The 21,388-nt window shown below is 68.9% G+C and carries 19 protein-coding genes; 15 read left to right on the top strand and 4 right to left on the bottom strand.

The window, feature by feature from the left end:
* Positions 1-12: 12 nt before the first annotated feature.
* The 3 genes from C5C17_RS18640 to C5C17_RS12345 all read left to right on the top strand — a co-directional run bounded on the left by C5C17_RS18640 (position 13) and on the right by C5C17_RS12345 (position 4,695).
* Positions 13-2,247: a hypothetical protein gene (locus tag C5C17_RS18640; protein WP_181028582.1), complete on the top strand. Its 2,235-nt coding sequence runs from the start codon at positions 13-15 to the stop codon at positions 2,245-2,247.
* On the top strand, positions 2,244-4,016 hold the full coding sequence (locus C5C17_RS12350) for an HSP90 family protein (protein ID WP_181028581.1): 1,773 nt from the start codon (positions 2,244-2,246) through the stop codon (positions 4,014-4,016). Before C5C17_RS18640 ends, C5C17_RS12350 begins: the two co-directional genes overlap by 4 nt.
* 88 nt (positions 4,017-4,104) lie before the next feature.
* Entirely contained in the window at positions 4,105-4,695 is a 591-nt protein-coding gene (locus tag C5C17_RS12345) for a dihydrofolate reductase family protein (RefSeq protein WP_258066188.1), read from the top strand.
* Positions 4,696-4,745: 50 nt separating this feature from the next.
* Here the strand turns inward: C5C17_RS12345 and C5C17_RS12340 are convergent, their stop codons facing one another.
* Positions 4,746-5,183, bottom strand: coding sequence for a hypothetical protein (locus C5C17_RS12340; protein ID WP_104253655.1), 438 nt, complete (start codon positions 5,181-5,183; stop codon positions 4,746-4,748).
* 179 nt (positions 5,184-5,362) lie between these two features.
* Between C5C17_RS12340 and C5C17_RS12335 the strand changes: the two genes are divergently transcribed.
* Positions 5,363-5,761 carry a VOC family protein gene (locus tag C5C17_RS12335; RefSeq protein ID WP_104253654.1) on the top strand — a complete coding sequence of 133 codons (399 nt, stop codon included), beginning with the start codon at positions 5,363-5,365 and terminating at the stop codon, positions 5,759-5,761.
* A 69-nt stretch (positions 5,762-5,830) separates the two neighbouring features.
* Positions 5,831-6,190, top strand: coding sequence for a DUF2695 domain-containing protein (locus C5C17_RS12330; protein WP_104253653.1), 360 nt, complete (start codon positions 5,831-5,833; stop codon positions 6,188-6,190).
* Here C5C17_RS12330 and C5C17_RS12325 read toward each other — a convergent pair.
* Positions 6,184-6,579: a TraR/DksA C4-type zinc finger protein gene (locus C5C17_RS12325; RefSeq protein ID WP_258066187.1), complete on the bottom strand. Its 396-nt coding sequence runs from the start codon at positions 6,577-6,579 to the stop codon at positions 6,184-6,186. The genes C5C17_RS12330 and C5C17_RS12325 overlap by 7 nt on opposite strands.
* Positions 6,580-6,718: 139 nt before the next feature.
* Here C5C17_RS12325 and C5C17_RS12320 point away from each other — a divergent pair, with 139 nt between their 5' ends.
* The 7 genes from C5C17_RS12320 to C5C17_RS12290 all read left to right on the top strand — a co-directional run bounded on the left by C5C17_RS12320 (position 6,719) and on the right by C5C17_RS12290 (position 14,906).
* Complete coding sequence (locus tag C5C17_RS12320) at positions 6,719-7,969, top strand: NAD(P)/FAD-dependent oxidoreductase (RefSeq protein ID WP_104253652.1); 1,251 nt, start codon at positions 6,719-6,721, stop codon at positions 7,967-7,969.
* Complete coding sequence (locus tag C5C17_RS12315) at positions 7,962-9,581, top strand: cryptochrome/photolyase family protein (RefSeq protein ID WP_104253651.1); 1,620 nt, start codon at positions 7,962-7,964, stop codon at positions 9,579-9,581. The genes C5C17_RS12320 and C5C17_RS12315 overlap by 8 nt, the downstream gene beginning before the upstream one ends.
* A gap of 88 nt (positions 9,582-9,669) precedes the next feature.
* Positions 9,670-10,080: a VOC family protein gene (locus C5C17_RS12310; protein ID WP_104253650.1), complete on the top strand. Its 411-nt coding sequence runs from the start codon at positions 9,670-9,672 to the stop codon at positions 10,078-10,080.
* 119 nt (positions 10,081-10,199) lie between these two features.
* Positions 10,200-11,600, top strand: coding sequence for an MFS transporter (locus tag C5C17_RS12305; RefSeq protein WP_104253649.1), 1,401 nt, complete (start codon positions 10,200-10,202; stop codon positions 11,598-11,600).
* Positions 11,601-11,663: 63 nt separating this feature from the next.
* Complete coding sequence (locus C5C17_RS12300; RefSeq protein ID WP_104253648.1) at positions 11,664-12,092, top strand: Rieske (2Fe-2S) protein; 429 nt, start codon at positions 11,664-11,666, stop codon at positions 12,090-12,092.
* Positions 12,089-14,221: a 4-alpha-glucanotransferase gene (gene malQ, locus C5C17_RS12295; RefSeq protein WP_104253647.1), complete on the top strand. Its 2,133-nt coding sequence runs from the start codon at positions 12,089-12,091 to the stop codon at positions 14,219-14,221. Before C5C17_RS12300 ends, malQ begins: the two co-directional genes overlap by 4 nt.
* Before the next feature lie 7 nt (positions 14,222-14,228).
* Positions 14,229-14,906, top strand: coding sequence for a hypothetical protein (locus C5C17_RS12290; protein ID WP_104253646.1), 678 nt, complete (start codon positions 14,229-14,231; stop codon positions 14,904-14,906).
* A 21-nt stretch (positions 14,907-14,927) separates the two neighbouring features.
* Here the strand turns inward: C5C17_RS12290 and C5C17_RS12285 are convergent, their stop codons facing one another.
* Positions 14,928-15,734 carry a CPBP family intramembrane glutamic endopeptidase gene (locus C5C17_RS12285; protein WP_104253645.1) on the bottom strand — a complete coding sequence of 269 codons (807 nt, stop codon included), beginning with the start codon at positions 15,732-15,734 and terminating at the stop codon, positions 14,928-14,930.
* 188 nt (positions 15,735-15,922) lie between these two features.
* On the opposite strand from C5C17_RS12285, the gene C5C17_RS12280 reads away from it, so the two are divergent.
* The 3 genes from C5C17_RS12280 to C5C17_RS12270 all read left to right on the top strand — a co-directional run bounded on the left by C5C17_RS12280 (position 15,923) and on the right by C5C17_RS12270 (position 20,674).
* Complete coding sequence (locus tag C5C17_RS12280) at positions 15,923-17,791, top strand: ABC transporter family substrate-binding protein (RefSeq protein ID WP_104253644.1); 1,869 nt, start codon at positions 15,923-15,925, stop codon at positions 17,789-17,791.
* Positions 17,792-17,945: 154 nt separating this feature from the next.
* Positions 17,946-19,520: an ABC transporter permease gene (locus C5C17_RS12275; RefSeq protein WP_104253643.1), complete on the top strand. Its 1,575-nt coding sequence runs from the start codon at positions 17,946-17,948 to the stop codon at positions 19,518-19,520.
* A 14-nt stretch (positions 19,521-19,534) separates the two neighbouring features.
* Positions 19,535-20,674, top strand: a complete 1,140-nt coding sequence (locus C5C17_RS12270; RefSeq protein WP_104253642.1) for an ABC transporter permease — start codon at positions 19,535-19,537, stop codon at positions 20,672-20,674.
* A gap of 44 nt (positions 20,675-20,718) precedes the next feature.
* Here the strand turns inward: C5C17_RS12270 and C5C17_RS12265 are convergent, their stop codons facing one another.
* Entirely contained in the window at positions 20,719-21,324 is a 606-nt protein-coding gene (locus tag C5C17_RS12265) for a hypothetical protein (RefSeq protein WP_146079170.1), read from the bottom strand.
* Positions 21,325-21,388: the final 64 nt, after the last annotated feature.

Genomic DNA, 21,388 nt, shown 5'->3' with positions numbered 1-21,388 from the left:
TGGAGACCCACGATGATCGCCTACTCAGAGGTCAGCTCGCTCGACGACGAGCAGCAGGAACGCATTCAGAGTCTCTTCGAGCGCAGCTCCGCCATCTGGGACCTGCCAGAGGACGAGGGGAAGCTCGAGGTCTGGGACGAGTTCATCGACGACTGCGAACGCGCCGAGTTCCCGCACCTCATGGCGAGTGCCCGCTTCGGGCAGTACACAACCCTCGTCAAGGCAGGGCTGGCCGTCCGCGCGCTCGACGCGTACGTGCGCCTCATGCAGGTCATCCACCGCCACGGCGACCTCATCGCCCCCGCGAACGTGAACCGCATGCTCAACTCCATCGCGACGGCGAGCATGACGCTTGTCGACGACCCGGTCGTGCCCCTCGAGCAGATCACCCGCGCCATCGATCTCGTCGAGCAGCAGATCCGACAGCGAGGGGCCGACATCGTCGGCGTCTACGTCGCCCGAGCCGCCGTCGCGGCAGCTCGGGGCGATGGCGTGGCGACGCTCGACTGGGTCCAGCGCTGGCGCTCTGAGAACAGCGTTGAATGGCGGCCGGATGACTCCGGCGTCATCCAGATGGAGCTGCCGCTCGTCGCGCGCTTCGACCTGCCACGCGCGACGCAGGCACTCGAGCAGCGGTTGCGGATGCTGGAGATCGACCCAGGCGCCTTCGATGAGGCGCGTTCCGAGGCGGCGAACGCCGTGCCGCTGCTCATCCTCCTCGCGTTCTTCTACGTTCGCGCCGGTCGGCGAGCGGACGCGAACCTCATCGCCGACCAGCTCCTCGAATGGGTCGGATCCGCCCGGCTCGCTCGAGACGGGGTCGCCGAGTTCCTCCTCCCCGTCCTGGAAGAGCGACCGCGTGCAGCGCTCGCCGCCGTCGACGAGACCCTCCGCAACCTGCACTTCGACGGAAGCGACTGGGAAGCGACAGCCGCCGTCGCTCGCAGCCGAACCCTTGCAGACCCGAGTGGTGAGGAGGGGCAGCTGCTGAGGGTCCTCGTCGAGCAGTCCGCCGCGGAGCTGGATCGGCGCGGCGACACGGACGTGCACGCTCGCGAACTCGAGACGTTCTGGTGGGCGGGACTCCCGACGCATCCACGGCCCGCCGTCGTCGATGACCCGAAGGTCTGGGGCGATGTGGAAGAACGAGCCGAGACGATCCTCGCCGCCGGCTGGCTGCCTCGCACGGGGTCCGTGAGCTCCGAGGACCCGCCCATCTCGATCAAGCACCGCTACGTCGCGCACCTCGGCGCGACGATGGAGCTGCTCTCCGCAGAGACCCCAGAAGACGCCGACGCCCTCGCGGCCTCCCTCGCGGCGCGCTCGGAGCAGCTCAAGTGCGCGTCGACCCGCTACTGCGTGCCGCTGCTCCACGGTCTCCGGGCGGGGCAGCAGGGCAGGATCGCCACCCTCGTTCGAGACTTCCGAAGGTCGCAGACCGAGCTCCTGAGCGCGCCCGATGCCATCGAGGATGCCTTCCAGGCGATCGGCGAGCGGTTCTTCACGGTGACCGTCGAGCAGGCCGTCGCGGCGCCCGAGGTCTCGTGGTCGGAGATCGAGGAGCTCATCGGGGCAGAAGCGCGCCTCCGCGAGGTGACCGGGGGACCCGCCTCGCACCTCACGCTTGCTCGAGCGGAGATCGCCACCCACCGCGATGATGTCGCATCACTGCGCGCCGCGGTGGAGCAGCTCGCAGCAGAGCTCGAGGCAGACGAGAAGCTCCTCGACCGCGTCACCGTCGACCTCGAGGTCGTTCGCCTGACCGCGTTCGTCGCGCCTGCCTTCGCGGCTGCGACGGCCAAGCGCGTCCTCGCGACCGGCGACGCTGAGCAGGTGCGCGCGGCAACCGCCTGGCTGTGCTGGCTGGACGCCAGGTCAGGGGACAGGGACGCCTCCGCCGAACTCGCCCGCGTCCTCGAGAGCGTCGAGGGGGACGTGGAGGCGTTCGGTCCGCTGCCCGGATGGGTGCTGCTCGAGGGCGTGGCGGCACCCGGTGCGGAACTCGGGCCGCTCATCGACGCGCTGCTCGCGGACCTCGACGACGCGCCGAGCGACCTGATGATCTTCGCCGCCTGCGGCAGTGCGCTGCTCGCCACGTCCCCGGACGACCCGCGCGGTCCGGAACTCCGTGCGCGCGCCGCCGACATCACCCGCCGTCTGGACGCCCGAAACGGCGACGACCGGTGGAGCCCCCGGGTGCGAGACCGATGGTTCCCGGGCGACACCTCCTTCGGGGCGTCCGCGTGAGCGGGGAGAGCTTCCGCGTCGACTTGCGCGGCATCGTCGATATCCTGTCCCACCACCTGTACTCCAGCCCGCGCGTGTACCTCCGCGAGCTCATCCAGAACGCCAGGGACGCAGTCGTGGCCAGGAGCGAAGTCGACTCCGATGCACCGCGGGAGATCACGATCGAGGTCGAAGACGGCGGGGCCGTGGTGGTCCGCGACTCCGGCATCGGGCTGACCGAGGAGGAGATGCGGTCGGTGCTCGCGACCATCGGTGCCTCGAGCAAGCGGAGCGACTTCACGCGAGTGCGTCGTCAGTACCTGGGCCAGTTCGGCATCGGGCTGCTGTCGTGCTTCCTCATCGCCGACCGCATCGAGGTGCGGTCGCGCAGCGCGCGTTCGGCCGACGCGCCGACGCTGAGCTGGGTCGGGAGCTCCGACGGGACCTTCTCGATCACGACCGCTCAGACGCCTCTGGCGGGGGCCGGCACCGAGGTGCGAGTGCAGGCGCGTGCCGACGACCGGGAGTGGGTGGAACCCGCGCGGGTGCGCCTGCTCGCTGAGCGGTTCGCGAGCTTGCTCGAGCTCCCGATCTCGCTGCAGACGGGCGCGCAGCCGCAGCCCGAGATCGTCAGCACCCGGACGCCGCCCTGGAGAGGCTCCGACCTCGAGGCGACCGCCTGGTGTCATCGCGAGTTCGGCTTCGCGCCGCTGGCCGTGCTCCCCATCGACGTTCCCACCGCCGGTGTGGTCGGGGTGGCCTTCATCTCGGACAGCCCGGGGCGGGTCGGGAACCGGCACGGCGACACCGTCTACTCTCACGGCATGTTCGTTGCCGACGACAACGTGCAGCTGGCTCCGAACTGGGCCTACTTCGTGCGACTCGCCGTCGAGGGCGGCGACCTCGCTCTGACCGCATCCCGAGAGTCCCTGCAGGATTCGCCGGCGATCAGCGATGTGAAGGGGCAGATCGGCATGCAGCTCAGGCAGGGGATCGAGCACTTCGCGCTGAGCGACCCGGTCGGCTTCGACCGGTTCATGGACGTCCATGCGAAAGGCATCCTCGCCATGGCGGCGAGCGATGACGACATGCTCGACCTCGTGATCGGCCATGTGCCCTGGGAGACCAGCGAGGGCACGATGACGCTCGCGCAGATCCTGCGGCTCTCTGACGACGTGCAGTACACCTCGTCGATGACCGACTTCACCGCGTTCGCCCCGCTGCTGCGTGCGAAGCGGTCGCTGCTCGTGAACGGCTCCTACGTCTACGGGAGCGAGATCCTGCGCAAGGTGCGCGAACGTCGCGGGCATGCCGCGCGCGTGCGGGCGTTCGACCCGCACGCGTTCCTTGACTCCCTCCCTGAACCGCGCCAGGGTGGCGCGGAGGCCCGCGGGTTGGAGGTGCACGCCCGTGCAGTCCTCGAACGGCTCGGAGTCGATCTCGATCTGCGGGCGTTTGCGCCCGCGTCAACGCCGTCCCTGTTCGTCGCCGCCCCCGGCGTGGACCACCGGAGCCGGCTGGCGGACGATGCCGCTGAGGCGGACCCGTGGGCGGGCTTGCTCAGCGAGCCTGAGGCGTCGCGTGCGCGACCGCGGCTCGTCATGAACGTCACGAGCGACGCGGTGCGCTCCCTCGTGCGCGTGCGCGACGAGCGGGTGCGGGCGGAAGCCATCAGCGGGCTCTACGTCATCGGTCTCCTCCGGGCCGGCGAGACGCTCGACGAACGGCACGGTGAACTGCTCAGCAGCACGCTGCACACGCTCATCACGGCGGCGGGTGGCGGGGAGTGATGCCCGGGCGGAATCGGGAGTAGGGTCGCGGTCAGGATCTGATCTCGCGTCCAACGGAGGGCCCCGAATGTCCGACACCACGTGTCACATGTCCATCTCCCTGGATGGCTTCGTCGCCGGTCCCGAGCAGAGTCGCGAGCATCCTCTCGGCAGGCGAGGGCACGACGTCCACTCGTGGCACATGGGGGATCCGCGCGCGACCGACGCGGACGAGGCGGCGGCCGACTGGCTCATGCGGTCCCGAGGCGCCTACGTCATGGGCCGGAACATGTTCGGACCGATTCGCGGCGACTGGGACGGGGACTGGCGCGGCTGGTGGGGCGAGGAGCCCCCGTACCACGCGCCGGTATTCGTGCTGACGCATCACGCCCGCGAACCCGTCGAGCTGGAAGGCGGCACGACCTTCCACTTCGTGACCGAGGGGTTCGACGCGGCGTACGCCCAGGCCCTTGCCGTCGCTGACGGCAAAGGTGTTGACATCGCGGGCGGCGCCTCCACGGTCAGGCAGGCGCTGCAGGCAGGCGTCATCGACGAGCTCGCCCTCGACATCGCGCCCGTCCTCCTGCATTCCGGCGAGCGGATGTTCGATGGCGTCGAGACGTTCGGGTACGAACCGGTCGAGGTGCTGCACTCGCCGCTCGCCACGCACATCCGCTACCGCAGGGTCGCACAGGGCTGAGCGTGCGGGCCGGACGGGAGGACCCTGCCTGGCGTGCGACACCGCTGCGCTTACGAGCCCGCGGCCTTGCGCACGTAGTCGGCGATGGTCTTCTCGGTCTCCGGCGTGAGGTCGATGAGTGCGAACGAGGTCACCCAGAGGTCGCCGTCGTCGAGCTTCGCCGCTTCCTCGAAGCCGAGGGTCGCGTACCGGGTCGTGAACTTCGACGCCGCCTTGAAGAACACGACGACCTTGCCGTCGGCGTCGGTGTACGCGGGGAAGCCGTACCAGGTCTTCGGCATCAGCTGCGGGGCGACGTCCTTCACGATGCGGTCGACGCCCTCGGCGAGCGCCTTGTCCGCGTCGGTCATCTCCGCGATCGCCTTCTGGATGGCCGCGTCCCCCGCGGCCCTGTTCTTGCCAGCCTTCTGCTCGGCGCGCAGCTCCGCGGCACGTTGCTTGACCGCCTCGCGCTCGTCCTTCGAGAGTCCGGTCGTCTTCTCCGCCATGGCAGCTTCCTTCGTTCAGTCGGGCAGGTGAATCACGACTACGGTACGACCCCTGGAGCGCGGATGCTTCTCCGAACCTGCTCGGTCTCCTCGAGCTCGAGAGGTCGAGGTCTTCTCGGGCCGGGCGGCGCGAATCCCCAGCTCGGTCGCCGAGGATGGGCGAGTCTGAGGAGGCGCACATGGGACTTCGCTGGTATTCGACCGTCATCGATTCGAGAGATCATCGTGCTCTTGCGGCCTGGTGGGCAGAGACGCTCGACTGGCAGGTCTCCTTCCAGGACGGAGATGAGGCGGTCATCATCCCGAAGTGGCTCGATGAGGACAACCCGGGTGTGCCATTCGAGCGGGTCGGACCCGGGCTCGTCTTCGTCCCGGTCGGCGAGGACAAGACCGTGAAGAACCGTCTGCACATCGACCTCGCTGCTCCGCTGCACGAGAGCCAGGTGGCTCATGTCGATGCCTTGATCGCACGGGGCGCAACGCGCGCGGATGTCGGCCAGGGCGACGACGTCACGTGGGTTGTCCTGTGCGATCCGGAGGGCAACGAGTTCTGCGTGCTCTCGTCTCGCGAGAGCTGAATCGCGTCGCCCTGCGGGGCCGCGGATGCCGCCGTAGAGATTGTCGGTGGTCCGGTCCAAGATCGGGTCATGACAGATCAACGAATCGACCAAGAAGCCGAGACCCTCGTCCAGGCGATAGCGAACGACCTGCTCGAACCCGGGCCGCGCGAGTGCCTGCTGTGCTACGTCGCGGCGCAGCTGGACGAGTTCGGCTGCGACGGCGCCCACCGCTTCTCGCAGTGGTACCAGGAACGCACGGCCCCGCGAGCGACCGCACTCCTCGAGCGCCTCGATCGTCTGGGCGCCTACTGCGATTGCGAGATCTTCCTCAACGCCTACGACGCGTGCGGGGGTGAGCCGGAGACGCTGCCGCCCTGCCTCGGCGTTCGGCGAGGTTCAACTCAGCCGTGCAGGCTGTGGTGGAGGGACAGGCGATCCGCCTACTGACGGCCGGGGCGTCGCCGCTGCTCTGCGCAGGAGACGCACTGCTCCGCGAAGGGACGAACCCGCAGCCTGATGTTCGGGATGCGCTGGCCGCACGTCGAGCAGACGCCGTAGCGGCCCTCGTCCAGGCGGAGCAGTGCCGCCTCGATCTGCTGGAGCTCCGACTGCGCCGCATCCACCTGCCCGGCGAGGCGGGACCACTCGGCTGACAGCGGAGCGCCATCTGGGTCGTGCTCGTCGTCGTCGTTGAGCGAGGATCGGTCCTGCACAAGCGCCCGCAGGGCCGCGGAGGTAGCGGTGACGCGGTCGACGGCCTCCGCGCGGAGCGAGGCCAGTCGCGCCGCGTGCGTGGCGGCGCCATCGGGCTCCCCCATCTCGTGAATGACGTGCATGCTGGCCATTCTGCGCCACCAGTACTCCGGTCTGTCGAGGATCGCGCCTGGCAGGATCACGCGCCCGCGCTCAGGGACGGCCCGGGTTGCTCCCGCAGACTGACGGACCAGTCGAGAGCAGCTCATCGAACGGAGCCACATGGACACGGACGTCGTCGTCATCGGAGCAGGGCTCGCCGGCCTCAGGGCCGCGCGGAGCCTCGAGGAGCGCGGGCGCAGCGTCGTGGTCCTCGAGTCGGAGGACGAGGTCGGCGGCAGAGTCGGCACGGACGCCATCGATGGCTTCCTCTGCGACCGCGGCTTCCAGGTCCTCAACCCCGCCTACCCGGCGTTGCGCGCCTCCGTGGACCTCGCTGCGCTCGACCTCAAGCGCTTCGGGGTCGGGGCCATCGTCCGTTCGGGGGAGCGGACGTCGACGCTCGCGCACCCGCTCCGCCATCCGCAGTTCGCGTTGCAGACGCTGCTCAGCGGGCACGTGCCGGTCTCCGACGTCCTGGCCCTCGCACGCTGGCTCGGCCCGACGCTTGCACACCCAGACCCGCAGGCTGCTGGGCCGGATATGACGCTCAGCGCCTCATTCGAGGATGCGGGCCTCACCGGGCGGCTCCGACTCGACCTGCTCGACACGTTCCTCGCCGGAGTCCTGGCCGACAGCAGCGGAGGCAGCTCGGCGAACCACGTCAAGCAGCTCGTCCGCTCCTTCGCGCTCGGCGCGCCAGGGCTCCCCGCCGACGGCATGCGCGCACTGCCCGCCCAGATCGCCGCCTCGCTGCACGAGCCCGTCCGGCTCGGCACCCCCGCGCGGGAGGTGACCGAGACCGCAGGTGGAGTGCGAGTCGTCACCGACCGGGGGACGATCCTCGCCCGAGCCGCGATCGTCGCGGTTGCCCCGAACGACCTCCCTGCACTGACCGGCCAGGCGGCTCCGGAGACGCACGGCCTGACAACATGGTGGTTCCGAGCGACGGGGACGCCGCGAACCGGGCCGTTCCTCCTCCTGGATGCCTCGAACGTCGGCGGCGGGCCGGCGGGGCCCATCTGGAACACCGCCGTCATCTCGGAGGTGGCCCCCTCCTACGCCCCGGACGGACAGCACCTCGTGCAGGCGACCACCCTCCTCGACCGCCTGGACGGACTCGCGAGCGAAGCGGACGTCAGACGCGACCTCGCCCGTCTATACGGCACGCCCACCGACGGCTGGGAGGTGCTCGCGCACCACGTCATCCCGCACACCCTCCCCGCCCAGCCACCGCCCCTCGTCGACCGCGGGCCGGAGCGAGTCGGCGAGCGGCTCATCGTGACGGGCGACCACCGCGAGACAGGGTCCATCCAAGGTGCGCTGGTCGCCGGAAGACGGGCCGCAGACGCCACCGTCGAGCTCCTTGGCTGAAACGAGAGCGGCAGGGCGGGAGCTGCGCCTCGTCCTGCCCCACCAGCTCTTCGAGGCGCACCTCGCCGAGCCGAACGGAACCGTGTTCGTGCTCATCGAACACGACCTCCTCTTCCGCCAGTGCGCCTTCCACTCGCACAAGCTGGTCCTGCACCGAGCATCCATGACCCGGTTCGCGCAGCGCCTCCGCGCTGCAGGGCACGTCGTCGAATACCTGGAGAGCGACCCGACTGCTCCCTCCGGACAGCAGTTGGCCGCCCTCGTCCGCCGACATTCGCCAACCCGGGTGACGTGGTTCGATGTCGTCGACGACTGGCTTGAACGCGACCTGGCCCGGGCACTGGCGGCAGGGGGCTACGCGGCGGCGGCGGACGACGAGCTCGAGACGCCGAACTTCCTCACGGACCGGGCGCAGCTGGACTCCTGGTTCGCGCACAACGAATCACGCATGCACGAGTTCTACATCTGGCAGCGTCGCAGACTCGGCATCCTCCTCGACGGCGACGGCCCAAGCGGCGGCAGCTGGTCGTTCGATGCGGACAACCGCAAGCGCCTGCCGAGGGGACACGTGCCGCCGACCGTTTCGCGCTTCCGCGGACACCCGAGCGTGCATCCCCAGGGCGCCTTCGACCTGGACGCACTCATGTCTGCCACCCCGCCATCAGATGACCGTGACGAAGGGACGAAGCAGGTCGAACTCGCCATCGCCTGGGTTCGCGAGGAATTCCCCCAAGCGCCGGGGGACCCGACGACGTTCGCCTGGCCCACAACCGCCCACGAGGCGCGCGAGCACCTCCACGAGTTCGTCCGGACACGCCTCGACGACTTCGGCCCGTACGAGGACGCGATCTCCGCGGAGCATCCCTTCCTCAACCACAGCCTGCTCACGCCGGCGCTCAACATCGGTCTGCTCGACCCGCGCGAGGTGCTGCGGACCACGCTCGCGAGCGCCGGCGCGGGCACACCGCTCGCCTCCCTCGAAGGCTTCGTGCGTCAGCTGATCGGGTGGAGGGAGTACATGCGGGCCACCTACCGACTCCGGGGCCGGGAGCTCCGCACATCCAACGTTCTCGGACACACGAACCGCCTGGGGCGCGGATGGTGGACCGCCAGCACCGGACTCGACCCCGTCGACCTCGTCATCCGTCGCGTGCTCGCGACCGGGTACGCCCACCACATCGAACGCCTCATGGTGCTCGGCAACGCGATGTCGCTGCTCCACATCCACCCGGACGACGCCTACCGGTGGTTCATGGAGCAGTTCGTGGACGCATACGACTGGGTCATGGTGCCGAACGTCTACGCCATGAGCCAGTTCGCGGCCGGCGAGGCGGTGACCACGAAGCCGTACGTCTCCGGCAGCAACTACCTGCGGAAAATGTCCGACCTTCCTTCGGGGGCGTGGACTGAAACTTGGGATGCCCTGTACTGGGACTTCGTCGCCCACCACCGGGCGGTCTTCGCCCGCAACCCGCGCACCCAGATGACGATCGCGCTCCTCCAGAACATGGAGCCGGAGACGCTCGCACGACACCGTGCTCGAGCGCAGGGACTCCTGCAGGACCCCGACGCAACCCCACTCGTTATCGGGACGACCCCCGACGCCACGTGACGCGCTTCCGGTGGACTGCTCGGACTCCTATGATCGTGCTACGGCGCGTAATCCGTCGTCACATGTCTCGAGTGCAAAGGAGCCCATCATGGGCGTGTCCATGGTCTTCCCGAACCTGCCCGTCGCCGACGTCAAGGCGGCCACCGACTTCTACGTCGGGCTTGGCTTCACCATCAACCCGATGTTCTCCGATGACAGCACCAGCTGCGTCGTCGTCAACGAGCAGGTCGCGATCATGCTGCTGCAGACCGAGCGCTTCCAGGGATTCCTGCCGGAGGGCGCGGAGACCATCGTGGGTGGAAACCGCCACGAGAGCACGACCGCCCTCCTCCTCGGCAGCACCGAGGAAGTCGACGAGATCACGGCCAAGGCAGAGGCTGGCGGGGGCAGAATCCACCGTCCGGCTGAGGCGAACGAGTTCGGGATGTACGGTTCAGCGTTCGACGACCTCGACGGCCACCTGTGGGAGGTCTTCTACATGGCGGCCCCCGAGGCCTGAGGCGCGCAGGGCACGGCGCCGCCGGCCTCCGTTGCGCAATGCGGCACGGGGGCTGGTGGAGCCGTTTCCTGTCTGGCACGGTTAGTCGTCCCCTCCACCCCGCACCCTTGGATACGCACATGACCGAGCGCACTCCGGCTGACCGCCCCGCCGCAGCGACAGAGCAGGCGGCTCCGACGCGAAATCAGCGCCTCGACCGCCTCCCGTTCACCGGCAGGCACCGCAAGCTCCTGTTCGGGTCCGGCATCGGCTGGGCACTCGACGCCATGGACGTCAGCCTCATCTCGTTCGTGATGGCCGCGCTCGCGGTGCAGTGGAGCCTCGACGCGACGACGCTGTCGTACATCGCCTCGATCGGCTTCGTCGGCATGGCGATCGGCGCGAGCGTCGGCGGTCTGCTCGCCGACAGGATCGGGCGACGCCAGGTGTTCGCCGCGACCCTCCTCATCTACGGCCTCGCCACGGGAGCCTCGGCGCTCGCGGCGTCCGTGGGCGCGCTCATGGTGCTGCGCTTCATCGTCGGTCTGGGGCTCGGTGCCGAGCTTCCCGTCGCCTCGACGCTCGTGAGCGAGTACGCGCCGAAGCGCATCCGCGGACGCGTCGTCGTGCTGCTCGAGGCGTTCTGGGCCGTCGGCTGGATCGGCGCGGCCCTCATAGGGGCCTTCATCATCCCGCTGTCGGCGGACGGCTGGCGCTGGGCTCTCCTGACGGGCCTCCTGCCTGCCGTGTACGCGGTGGTCGTGCGGTTCGGGCTCCCCGAATCCGTCCGCTTCCTGGAGAGCAAGGGCAGGTACGCGGAGGCCGAGCGCGCGGTCCGGCAGTTCGAGGAGTCGGCTGGCGTGGATGCGCCCCCGGCGGCGGGTATCGACGCGTCCGACCGCGGGCACTCCGAGGCGCGTGCCTCCGCGGCACCAGACTCCCAGCGGGCACGATGGCGCGACCTCTGGGCGCCGTCGCTGCGCCGACGGACGGCCGCCCTGTGGGCCGTGTGGTTCTGCATCAACCTCAGCTACTACGGTGCGTTCATCTGGATCCCGAGCCTCCTCGTGGGGCAGGGCTTCACCCTCGTGAAGTCGTTCGAGTTCACGCTCATCATCACGCTGGCGCAGCTGCCCGGATACTTCGTCGCGGCCTTCCTCATCGAGCGGATCGGGCGGCGCGCGACGCTCGCCATCTTCCTGCTCGGCTCCGCGTGTGCCGCGTTCTGGTTCGGCTTCGCGACGACCGAGGGCGCGATCCTCGCCGCGGGCATGTGCCTGTCCTTCTTCAACCTGGGCGCGTGGGGAGCGCTGTACGCGATCGGCCCCGAGCTGTATCCGACGAGGCTGCGCGCGTCGGGGACCGGGGCGGCCGCCGGCTTCGGCCGCATAGCGTCGATCATCGCGCCCCTGCTGGTGCCCGTCATGCTCGCGGGTGGCGGCAGCGTGCTCGTCTTCGGCGTGTTCGCCGCCGCGTTCCTGCTCGCCGCCGGTGCTGCGTTCACCCTGCCGGAGCTCATGGGGCGCGAACTCGAGGAGTAGTCGTCGCGGGGAGCGGCTCGCGCGCCGCCGCCCGCTCAGCCGCACGCCGACTAGCCTTGAAGCGTGAGCGAACGACGAGATCCTTCACGACGCGGGGTCATACGGGGAAGCGCTGCTGTCGGCGGCGGAATCGCGACGGCGGCGCTGCTTGCCGCGTGCGGGGGCGACGATGCCGGCGGACAGGGCACGGATGCCGCGTCGACGGTGAGCGGCGCCGTGGCCGTCGGTGATGTGCCGGTCGGAGGCGGGGTCGTGATCGCGGACACCGAGACGGTCATCACCCAGCCCGCCGCGGGTGAGTACTTCGGCTTCAGCTCGATCTGCACGCACCAGGGGTGCCCTGTCGCCACGGTGACCGCCGAGCACATCATCTGCCCCTGCCACTCGAGCCACTACGACACGAGGACCGGAGAGCCGGTCGCCGGACCGGCCGACCAGCCGCTCACCCCTCGCTCCATCACCGTCACCGAAACTGAGGTCGAATACTCGTGAGCATCACCAACCTGACCGCGATCCGCGATCTCGCGACGAACGCAGGTCTCGAAGTCGAGTACTGGGGCTGGCGGGGCGAGAAGGAGCAGGTCGCGCCCGAGACGCTCGCGGCGGTCCTCGGCGCCCTCGGTCTTCCGGCATCAACCGACGAAGAAGTCGCCACTTCGGCTCGCGAGTTCGAGAACCGGCCGTGGCGCCGAGTGGTGCCTTCCTGCACGACGGTGCGGGAGGGCAGCGACGCCACGATCTTCGTCCACGTTCCCCACGGGAGCGACGTCCAGGTCGACGCGCTCCTCGAAGACGGGTCGACTCGCCGCCTGCAGCAGGTGGAGAACTGGGTCGATCCGAAGGACCTCGACGGGGTGCTGATCGGCCGCGCGACGTTCGCGCTGCCCGGGGACCTGCCGACGGGCTGGCACGAGGTCGTCGCGAATGTCGGTGACGACCTCTCGGAGCATGCGCCTGCTGGCACGCTGATCGTCGTGCCGACGAGCACTCCCTGGCCGGCCGAGCGCTCGTGGGGGCTGTTCACCCAGCTCTATCAGCTCCGCTCCACCACCTCATGGGGGATCGGCGATCTCCGAGACCTCGCCGCGTTGACGACCTGGGGTGCGGAGCGCGACGCGGACTTCGTGCTCGTCAACCCCCTCAACGCGAACCCTCCGGTGTCGCCCATCGAGCCGTCTCCGTACCTGCCGACCTCACGGCAGTTCGGCGACCCCCTGATCCTCACCGTCGACTGGGCGGCCGCCTTCGTCGCGCAGCGCACCGAGGTACCGGTGCACACTGTGGAGCTGCTTTCGCGTCTTGCGGGCGAAGCGATCCTCGGCAACCGCGTCGACAGCATCGATCGTGACGCCGCCTGGTCGCTGAAGGAACCAGCGCTCCGCACCCTCTTCGATCTCTGGCAGTCGGCGAACGTCATCGACGACGACTTCACGGAGTTCCGCAAGGAGGCCGGGGAGCCGCTCGAGCGGTTCGGTGTCTTCTGCGCCATCTCGCGCGTGCATGGGCGAGACGCCCGCGACTGGCCGGCTGAGCTGGCAACGGCGAACGGAGCCGACGTGCTCGAGTTCGCGGCTGCCCACGCCGAGGACGCCGAGTTCTACGTCTGGCTGCAGTGTCTCCTGGAAGCGCAGGCGAAGCAGGTGCAGTCCGAGGCGAGGTCGGCCGGTATGTCGATCGGCATCGTGCACGATCTGCCCGTCGGTGTGCACGCCGGTGGAGCGGACGCGTGGTCGTTCGGGTCGGCGATGGCCCGCGGTGTGACGGTCGGCGTGCCGGCTGATCAGTACAACCAGTTCGGGCAGAACTGGTCGCAGCCTCCGTGGCGCCCCGACATGCTCGCCGAGCTCGGCTACGCGCCGTATCGGGACATGCTGCGCGCCGTCTTCCGCAACGCCGGCGCTGTGCGCATCGACCACATTCTCGGCTTCTTCCGCCTGTGGTGGATTCCGGAGGGCAACACGGCCAAGGACGGCTGCTTCGTGCGCACCGACGCCGAGGCCATGCTCGGCATCCTCGCCCTCGAGGCGGAGCGAGCGGGCGCCGTGGTGATCGGCGAGGACCTCGGAACGGTTCCGCCGGAGGCCAGGGACGCGCTGGCCGAGCGCGGCATGCTCGGCGCCTCCGTGCTGTGGTTCGAATGGTCGGACGATGGGGTCCCGCTGGCCCCTGAGGAGTACCGTCGCGCCTGTCTCGCGACGGTGACGACGCACGACCTCCCGCCGACCGCTGGCTTCCTCGCGCTCGAGCACCTCGACGTTCGAGAGCGTCTCGGACTGCTGGAAGGATCCGTCGACCAGGCGCGGGCCGAGGAGACCGAGACGATCTCGAAGGTCGTCGAGCGCCTTCGTCGAGCGGGCCTGGTGGGGGAGGAGCCGAGCAACGAGGACGTCGTCGTGGCGCTGCACGAGTACCTCTCCGGTTCGGCTGCCCAGCTGTTCGGCGTCGGCGTGTCTGACCTCGCCGGCGACCGCCGCGGCGTGAACCAGCCAGGCACCGCCGACGAGTATCCGAACTGGCGGGTGCCCATGACGGATGCCGAAGGCAGGCTGGTCTCGCTCGAAGAGCTTCTCGGCTCGCCGCTCGCCGCCCGGATCGCGGCGGCGTCGGGGAGAACCGAGTAGCGCGGTGATGCCCTCCGGCGGGTGGCGGGCACGGGGTGTCCGCGACCTCCTCGTGGCGTCGGCGCTCGGCGCGTCGCTGCTGCTCGCGGCGTGCGTTCCGCCGGTGGCGGCGACGCGCGAGTCCGCTGACGCGGTGGCCGTCATCGCCACCCCGGGCGTCACCCAGACGCCGACGCCGACGGTCACGCCGATCAACGTGCAGGTCGTGGCCGCGCCCCGCGTCGCGGAGAACGAGAACCCCAAGCCTGTCGACGGCGAGCTCAGGTTCACGAGGGGCCAGTGGGCGACGGTGCTCGGCGCGAGTGGTGAACCCGTCGGCCGCTTCACCGTCGCGGGCGTGGCCTTCGACGTGCGGTGCCTCGAAGAGGATGCTCCGAAGGCCGGCGGCAGCTACGTCGCGATCCAGCTGCAGGTCGAGGGATACGGGGCGCTCAGCGCGGAGGACGAGGAGGGTGCGTTCGCGCCTGTGTTCGCCTTCGACAGCCTTCGCCTGTTCGAGAAGAACGGCGACTCGAAGCTCGGGGCCTCGCTCGCGGACGACTGCATCGGGAGCTCCGTGCAGCAGCGCGAGTACGGAGTCGGCTCCGAGTCAGGGTACGTCGTGTTCGACGTTCCGAAGGAGCGCTTCGACGTGGTCTGGGAGTACGGCGACCAGACGTTCCGGTTCGTGAATCTCACGCTCTGAGGGGCACGCGCCGGGCCTGGTTCAGGTGAAGAGCTGAGGCAGGAGGGCCGCGGCGAGGGGATAGCCGAGGAACGAGACGGCGTCGAGGACGAAGTGCGCCACGACGAGCCCGCCCACGCGCCCCTTCCGCAGGAACCACCAGGAGAGCAGCACGCCCATGGCGACATTGCCGAGCGCCATCCCGGGCCCCTGATACAGGTGGTAGGAGCCGCGCAGGAGCGAGGACGCGACGATGATCTGCCAGGTCGCCCACCCCAGCTCGCGCAGGCGGGTCGAGAGGTACCCCACGACGACGACCTCCTCCAGGAGCGCGGCACGCAACGCCGCGAGCAGGAGCAGGATCACGGTCCACCACGTGATCTCCTGCGCGCTCGCCTCGACGGAGATCGTGAGCCCGAGCGCCCTGGTCGCAAGGTAGAACACGATGCCGGGCACGCCGACGCAGGCTGCCAGCAGCAGGCCCTGTCCGAGGTCGCCGAGGGGGTGCCTCGTGTCCAAGCCCAGCTTCCGGAAGCCGGAGACGGCGGGCGTCCAGAGCAGCCAGATCACCAGAGCGACGGGCACGAGGTCGGTGAGGATGCTCGAGAGCTGCAGGAGGGCGTCGAACAGCGGCCGCGCGTCGCGGGAAGCGTTCAGCGTCGTCGTCTGGTCGGCGAGCGCGGTGTCGCGCGTCGCGCGATCCGCGAGGGAGATGATCGCGTACAGGCTGGACGGGATGATGGCGAGCGCGAGGACGATCCAGATCTCCCAGCGCAGCCGCACGCGCGCGGAGCGGTCCAGGTCCACCGTGCCCTGGCTGACCGTAACGTCAATGCGCGAATGTGACATGTCCGCAGTCTACGAACGGCGACGGGCTTGTGAGAGATGAACAAGAGCCGTTTCGTGTGAGTAACGATCCCCTGAATTGGTGAAACCCCTCGCGCGAGGGGGCGTAGGTTCAACGGGTATTTGTCGAGAATTCACAGAGTTCGTGGATCTTCGACGTTCACAGCCCCTGTTTTCCCCAAGGAGGTCCTATGAGGACATCACGAGTTATCGCCGTGGGAGCCGTCGTCGCCACAAGCGCGTTGGTTCTCGCCGGCTGCTCTGCCCCGAACCGCGATCCAGAGATCGTCGGTGGCTCCGCCATCACGGTTGCCTGGAACGACCCGTTCTTCGCGTTCAACGTCAACACCTCGGCCAACAACGCCGCGGCGAACGCCAACATCGTCCACGTCACGTCTGATGGCTTCATCGACTACGACCCGACCCCCGAGCTCGTGGAGAACACCGAGTTCGGCACGGTCGAAGAGGTCTCGACCGACCCGCTGACCATCAAGTACACGGTCAACGACGCGGTCACCTGGAGCGACGGGACGCCGTTCGACGGCGCCGACCTGCTCCTCACCTGGGCCGCCAACACCACGCACCGCGAAGCGGGCGAGGTGCCAGAGGCCGAGTACGACGATGAGGGCAACGTCACGAACCAGGACGCGATCGACGCGGCCGCGGACGCCGGTGTCTACTGGGGAACCGACCCGGCACCCGGACTGCAGCTCGACCTGGCCTCGCAGGCTCCGACGCTCGCCGACGACAACAAGTCGTTCACAGTCGTCTACGACCAGCCGTACGCCGACTGGAAGACCATGTTCGCGCCGGACACGACGGCGATCTCCGCACACGGCACCGTCCAGCTCGCCTACCCGGGTGAGTACGACGACGCGCAGGCCGCGAAGGACGCGTTCATCACCGCGGTCAACGACAACGACAGCGAGTTCCTGAGCAAGGTCGCCTCTGCCTACCGCACCGGCTACGACTACACGTCGATGCCGGAGGAGCCGCAGAAGACCCTCTCCAACGGCCCGTACACGATCACGGATCTCGTCGAGAACCAGTACGTGACGCTCACGGCCCGCGAGGACTACACGTGGGGCCCGCTGCCGCACTACGAGACCATCACGATCCGCTTCATCCCGGACCCGCAGGCACAGGTGCAGGCGCTCCAGAACGGTGAAGTCCAGATCGTCTCCGGACAGCCGACGACCGACCTGCTGCAGCAGCTCGAGGCCACCGAGGGCATCGAGTGGGAGTCCTCGCTCGAGGGCACCTACGAGCACGTCGACCTCCAGGTCGCGAATGGCGGCGTCTTCGACCCAGCCACGTACGGCGGCGACGAGGCCAAGGCCCAGCAGATCCGCGAGGCCTTCCTCCTCACGATCCCGCGTCAGGAGATCGTCGAGAAGCTCATCACCCCGATCGCCCCGGATGCGACCACGCGCGACTCGCTCGTGTTCCTCCCCGGCGCCGAGGGCTACGAGGAGTCGGTCGCCGACAGCGGCGTCTCGCGCTACTCGGGCGACGACGCCGCCATCGAAGAGGCCAAGGGCCTCCTCGCGCAGGCTGGCGTGGCCAACCCCTCTGTCCGCTTCATGACGGCATCCACCAACCCGCGTCGTCAGCAGGAGCTGCAGCTCATCAAGGCCTCGGCCGAGAAGGCCGGCTTCACGATCGTCGACGCGAGCGCCGAGGACTGGTCCACCGTGCTCACGACGCAGACCGACGCCTACGACGCGGCCCTCTTCGGATGGCAGTCCGAGGGTCTCGGTGTCGGCGAGCCGTCCCCGAACTACATCACGGGCGGCATCAACAACTACTACGGCTGGAGCGACCCCGAGCTCGACCAGATCCTCAAGGACGTCGACGTCACGATCGACCCCGCCGAGGCTCAGGGCAAGCTCGTCGAGGCCGAGAAGATCATCATGGAGAACTCGTGGTCCGTGCCGATCTTCCAGTTCCCCGGCGTCGTCGCCTGGAGCGACGAGGTCGCGAACGTGAAGCCCGGATTCCTCTCGCCCCAGTACTTCTGGAACGCCTGGGAGTGGGCGCCCGTGGAAGCCGCTGAATAGTCACACCAGCGTCGATCTCTCGACGCGCTGACCGCCGCGCGGTCAGACCTTAGCGACGGCGGGAGTACCGTAGTCTTCTCGACTGCGGGACTCCCGCCTCGTCTGTTCGCGGCCACACCCCGGCCGAATGCCCCCTCCAGAACAGGACACCTCTGTGCTGAGATTCACCCTCCGACGCCTCTTCGTGTCGATCTTCATCCTGCTGGGCGCGCTCTTCATCGTGTACAACCTCGTCGCGATCTCGAAGGACCCGCTCGCAGACATCCTGGAGTCCACAGCTCCCAACAAGGAGCAGCTCATCGCCGCGCGCGTGGAGCTCCTGCAACTGGATGTGCCAGCCCCCGCCCGCTTCTTCCTCTGGCTCGGCGGCATCCTCGGGTTCTTCATCCCGACCTTCGACGACCCGAACGGCCTGTTCGGCTTCCTCGGCAACAACTTCTCCATGGGCGTCAACATCGCCAACCAGGACGTCGGCCCGCTCATCGCCTCGGCGGTCGGCCAGACCCTGCAGCTCGTCACCGCCGCGACGCTCATCGCCGTCGTCATCGGCGTCGCCGTCGGTGTCACGACCGCCCTCCGCCAGTACTCGGGCTACGACTACACGGTCACGTTCCTGTCGTTCCTCACGTACTCGCTGCCCATCTTCTTCGTGGCCGTGCTGCTCAAGCAGTACATGGCCATCGGCTTCAACGACTTCCTGCAGGACCCGGAGATACCGATACCGCTGCTCCTGCTCATCGGCGTGATCATGGGCTTCATCTTCATGTCGATCATCGGAGGGCCCGCAAAGACGCGCGCCACCGTGTTCGGTGCGGGCGCCGTCGGCACGATCGCGATCCTGTTCGGGATGGAGCTGCTCGACTGGTTCCGCAACCCAGGGCTCGGCACGGTGCTCATCATCGTGCTCGGCCTGGCCACGGTGCTGCTCACGGCAGCGCTCACGGTGGGCCTCTCGCACCGACGCAACCTCATCGTCACGGGTGCGGTCGCCGTCGTCGGGGGAGCGCTCTGGTACCCGCTGCAGTTCGCGATGACCAACGAGATCGGCGCCTGGTTCCCCATCGCCCTCATCGTGGCCTTCACGGTCGTCGCCTGGTTCGTCGGCAAGTACTTCGGCGGCCTCGACAAGCGCAACGTCGCGAGCAACGCCGCCATCGTCGGCTTCGTCGTGTCGCTGCTGCTCGTCATCGACCGCGTCATGCAGACCTGGTCCGGCTACTACGACCAGACCGGCGGCCGCCCCATCGCGACCGTCGGAGCATCCAGCCCGCAACTCGGCTCCGACCCGTCGATCTGGCTGCAGATGCTGGACGGCTTCACGCACCTGCTGCTGCCGACGATCGCCATCATGGTCATCTCCATCGCGAGCTACAGCCGCTACTCGCGCTCCAGCCTGCTCGAGATCATGAACCAGGACTACGTCCGCACGGCACGAGCGAAGGGCCTCCCCGAGCGCACCGTGGTCATGCGTCACGCGCTGCGCAACTCGCTCATCCCGATCACCACGATCGTGGCCGCCGACGTCGGCGCCATCATCTCGGGAGCGATCGTCACCGAGCAGATCTTCGGCTGGCGGGCGATGGGGTCGATCTTCTCCGAGTCGCTGCGCAACGTCGACCTGAACCCGCTCATGGGCTACATCCTCGTGACCGCGGCGCTCACCGTGATCTTCAACCTGATCGCCGACATCCTGTACTCCGTCCTCGACCCGCGAATCCGCCTGAGCTGAGAGAGGGCTGAGCTATGACGACTCCGAACTTCACCGAGATCACCGCCCCGCAGCCTCACGGCCCCGGCGACGAGCTGACCATCGAGCAGCGTGAGACCATCGGTCTCAGCCAGGGCCAGATCGTGTGGCGGCGCTTCGTGCGCCACACGGGCGCCATGGTGTCCACCGCCGTCCTCCTGGTCATCGTGCTGCTCGTCTTCACGTCCGTCGGCATCGTCGTGCCGTGGTGGGACTTCTCCGAGGGCACGTTCACGCAGATCCAGGTCCCGGGCTGGTGGGCGTACGACTGGAACTCGATCGCGCCGATCGTGAACGGCGGCAATCCGACGTTCGTGAGCCTCTTCGACTGGGGCTCGCACCCGTTCGGCCAGGACGAGATCGGCCGCGACATCTTCGCCCGCGTCATGCGCGGCACGCAGCAGTCGCTGACGGTCATGTTCATCTACGGCATCCTCGCGGCGGTCATCGGCATCATCGTCGGCGGCATCGCGGGCTACTACCGGGGTTGGGTCGACAACGTGCTCATGCGCGTCACCGACCTCTTCCTCGTCATCCCGACGCTCGTCTTCGCGGCCGTCCTCGGACAGCTCGCCGGCCAGAACGAGGTGCTCCGGGCCTACGGCGCCGTCTCGCTCGCCGTGGTCCTCGGCCTCGTCGGCTGGATGTCCCTCGCGCGCCTCGTGCGTGGAGAGTTCCTGACCCTGCGCGAGCGCGAGTTCGTGGATGCGGCGCGTGTCGCCGGCGCGTCCGGCCGGCGCATCATCTTCCGCCACATCCTGCCGAACGCGCTCGGCGTCGTGATCGTGTCGACGACCCTGCTGATGAGCGCCGCCATCATCCTCGAGGCGAACCTCTCGTTCCTCGGCTTCGGCATCCAGCCGCCCGACGTGTCGCTCGGCCAGATCGTGCAGGAGTACCAGGGCGCGTTCGCCACCCGCCCGTGGCTGTTCTGGTTCCCCGGCGCCTTCATCGTGGCGATCGCCCTGTGCATCAACTTCATCGGCGACGGCCTGCGTGACGCCTTCGACCCGCGTCAGCGCAAGATCCCGGGCAACGGCACCTGGTCGCGCATGTGGCGCACGCTCACCTCGCGCGACGGGCGTCCCACCAAGGGTGACGCGGCTGACCGCGACTCGAGCAAGGCGGATGCGTGACGGTCCTCGTCGCAGAGCGCGCCGGCTCGCTGGCCCCGGCGGGGCTAGATCGCGAAGAGCGCGCCGACGACCAGCAGGGTGGCGATCAGCACCACCGTGTTCGCCACGTTCTGGGTGCGCACGACCGGGCCGAGCGGGGCTCCGGCCTCACGCTGCTGCTGGGCCCTGCGGTGCGTGAGGTTCACGGCCGCGTCTCCCGAGTACGTGCCGGGAGCGGCGCTCGTGCGGATGCTCTGCGACTCGTCGGTGAGCCGGCGAGGATCCTTCCACAGGAGCGGGTCGCGCGGGTCCATTCGCTCGGCGCTGAGCCGGTCGGGCGGGGGAGCGGCCCACGCGCTGACCTTGCCCTCCGGCGTCGTGACGGTGAAGCCGCGCGTCGTCTCGACCAGCTCGATGTGCCCGTAGGGCACCACCGTCTTCTTGAGGGGGTTGTTCACCTCGAGCGCATCGTCGGTGAACACGACGCTCGGGCTCACGAGGGTGATCCAGCCGACGCCGAGCGCCAGGATGGGCAGCGGCAGCACCGAGAGCAGGTGGCGGCCGGCGCCGGGCGTCACCGCCACGGAGATGACGGCCACCAGCGCCATGGCGGCGATGACGCCGTAGACGACAAGACCCATGCGGGGGCGGAGAACTGTTCGCTCGGACACGAGCCAAGTGTCGCAGACGAATCCCGTCCCACCGCGGTGAGCGGACCGGCAGTCAGCCCGCTCG

This window comes from Pseudoclavibacter sp. RFBA6, from assembly GCF_002931575.1.
Classification (GTDB): domain Bacteria; phylum Actinomycetota; class Actinomycetes; order Actinomycetales; family Microbacteriaceae; genus Pseudoclavibacter; species Pseudoclavibacter terrae.
Note: the sequence above shows the minus strand (reverse complement) of the source record. Positions and strands in the feature narration are given on the sequence as shown.

What these genes read in the sequence shown, in the direction of transcription:
- C5C17_RS12330 (WP_104253653.1), top strand. Translation starts at nt 5,831, where the DNA reads ATGACAGATCAACGAATCGACCAAGAAGCCGAGACCCTCGTCCAGGCG.
- C5C17_RS12305 (WP_104253649.1), top strand. Translation starts at nt 10,200, where the DNA reads ATGACCGAGCGCACTCCGGCTGACCGCCCCGCCGCAGCGACAGAGCAG.
- C5C17_RS12270 (WP_104253642.1), top strand. Translation starts at nt 19,535, where the DNA reads ATGACGACTCCGAACTTCACCGAGATCACCGCCCCGCAGCCTCACGGC.
- C5C17_RS12340 (WP_104253655.1), bottom strand. Translation starts at nt 5,183, where the DNA reads ATGGCGGAGAAGACGACCGGACTCTCGAAGGACGAGCGCGAGGCGGTC.
- C5C17_RS18640 (WP_181028582.1), top strand. Translation starts at nt 13, where the DNA reads ATGATCGCCTACTCAGAGGTCAGCTCGCTCGACGACGAGCAGCAGGAA.
- C5C17_RS12285 (WP_104253645.1), bottom strand. Translation starts at nt 15,734, where the DNA reads ATGTCACATTCGCGCATTGACGTTACGGTCAGCCAGGGCACGGTGGAC.
- C5C17_RS12335 (WP_104253654.1), top strand. Translation starts at nt 5,363, where the DNA reads ATGGGACTTCGCTGGTATTCGACCGTCATCGATTCGAGAGATCATCGT.
- C5C17_RS12325 (WP_258066187.1), bottom strand. Translation starts at nt 6,579, where the DNA reads ATGCACGTCATTCACGAGATGGGGGAGCCCGATGGCGCCGCCACGCAC.
- C5C17_RS12320 (WP_104253652.1), top strand. Translation starts at nt 6,719, where the DNA reads ATGGACACGGACGTCGTCGTCATCGGAGCAGGGCTCGCCGGCCTCAGG.
- C5C17_RS12280 (WP_104253644.1), top strand. Translation starts at nt 15,923, where the DNA reads ATGAGGACATCACGAGTTATCGCCGTGGGAGCCGTCGTCGCCACAAGC.
- C5C17_RS12345 (WP_258066188.1), top strand. Translation starts at nt 4,105, where the DNA reads ATGTCCATCTCCCTGGATGGCTTCGTCGCCGGTCCCGAGCAGAGTCGC.
- C5C17_RS12310 (WP_104253650.1), top strand. Translation starts at nt 9,670, where the DNA reads ATGGGCGTGTCCATGGTCTTCCCGAACCTGCCCGTCGCCGACGTCAAG.
- C5C17_RS12290 (WP_104253646.1), top strand. Translation starts at nt 14,229, where the DNA reads ATGCCCTCCGGCGGGTGGCGGGCACGGGGTGTCCGCGACCTCCTCGTG.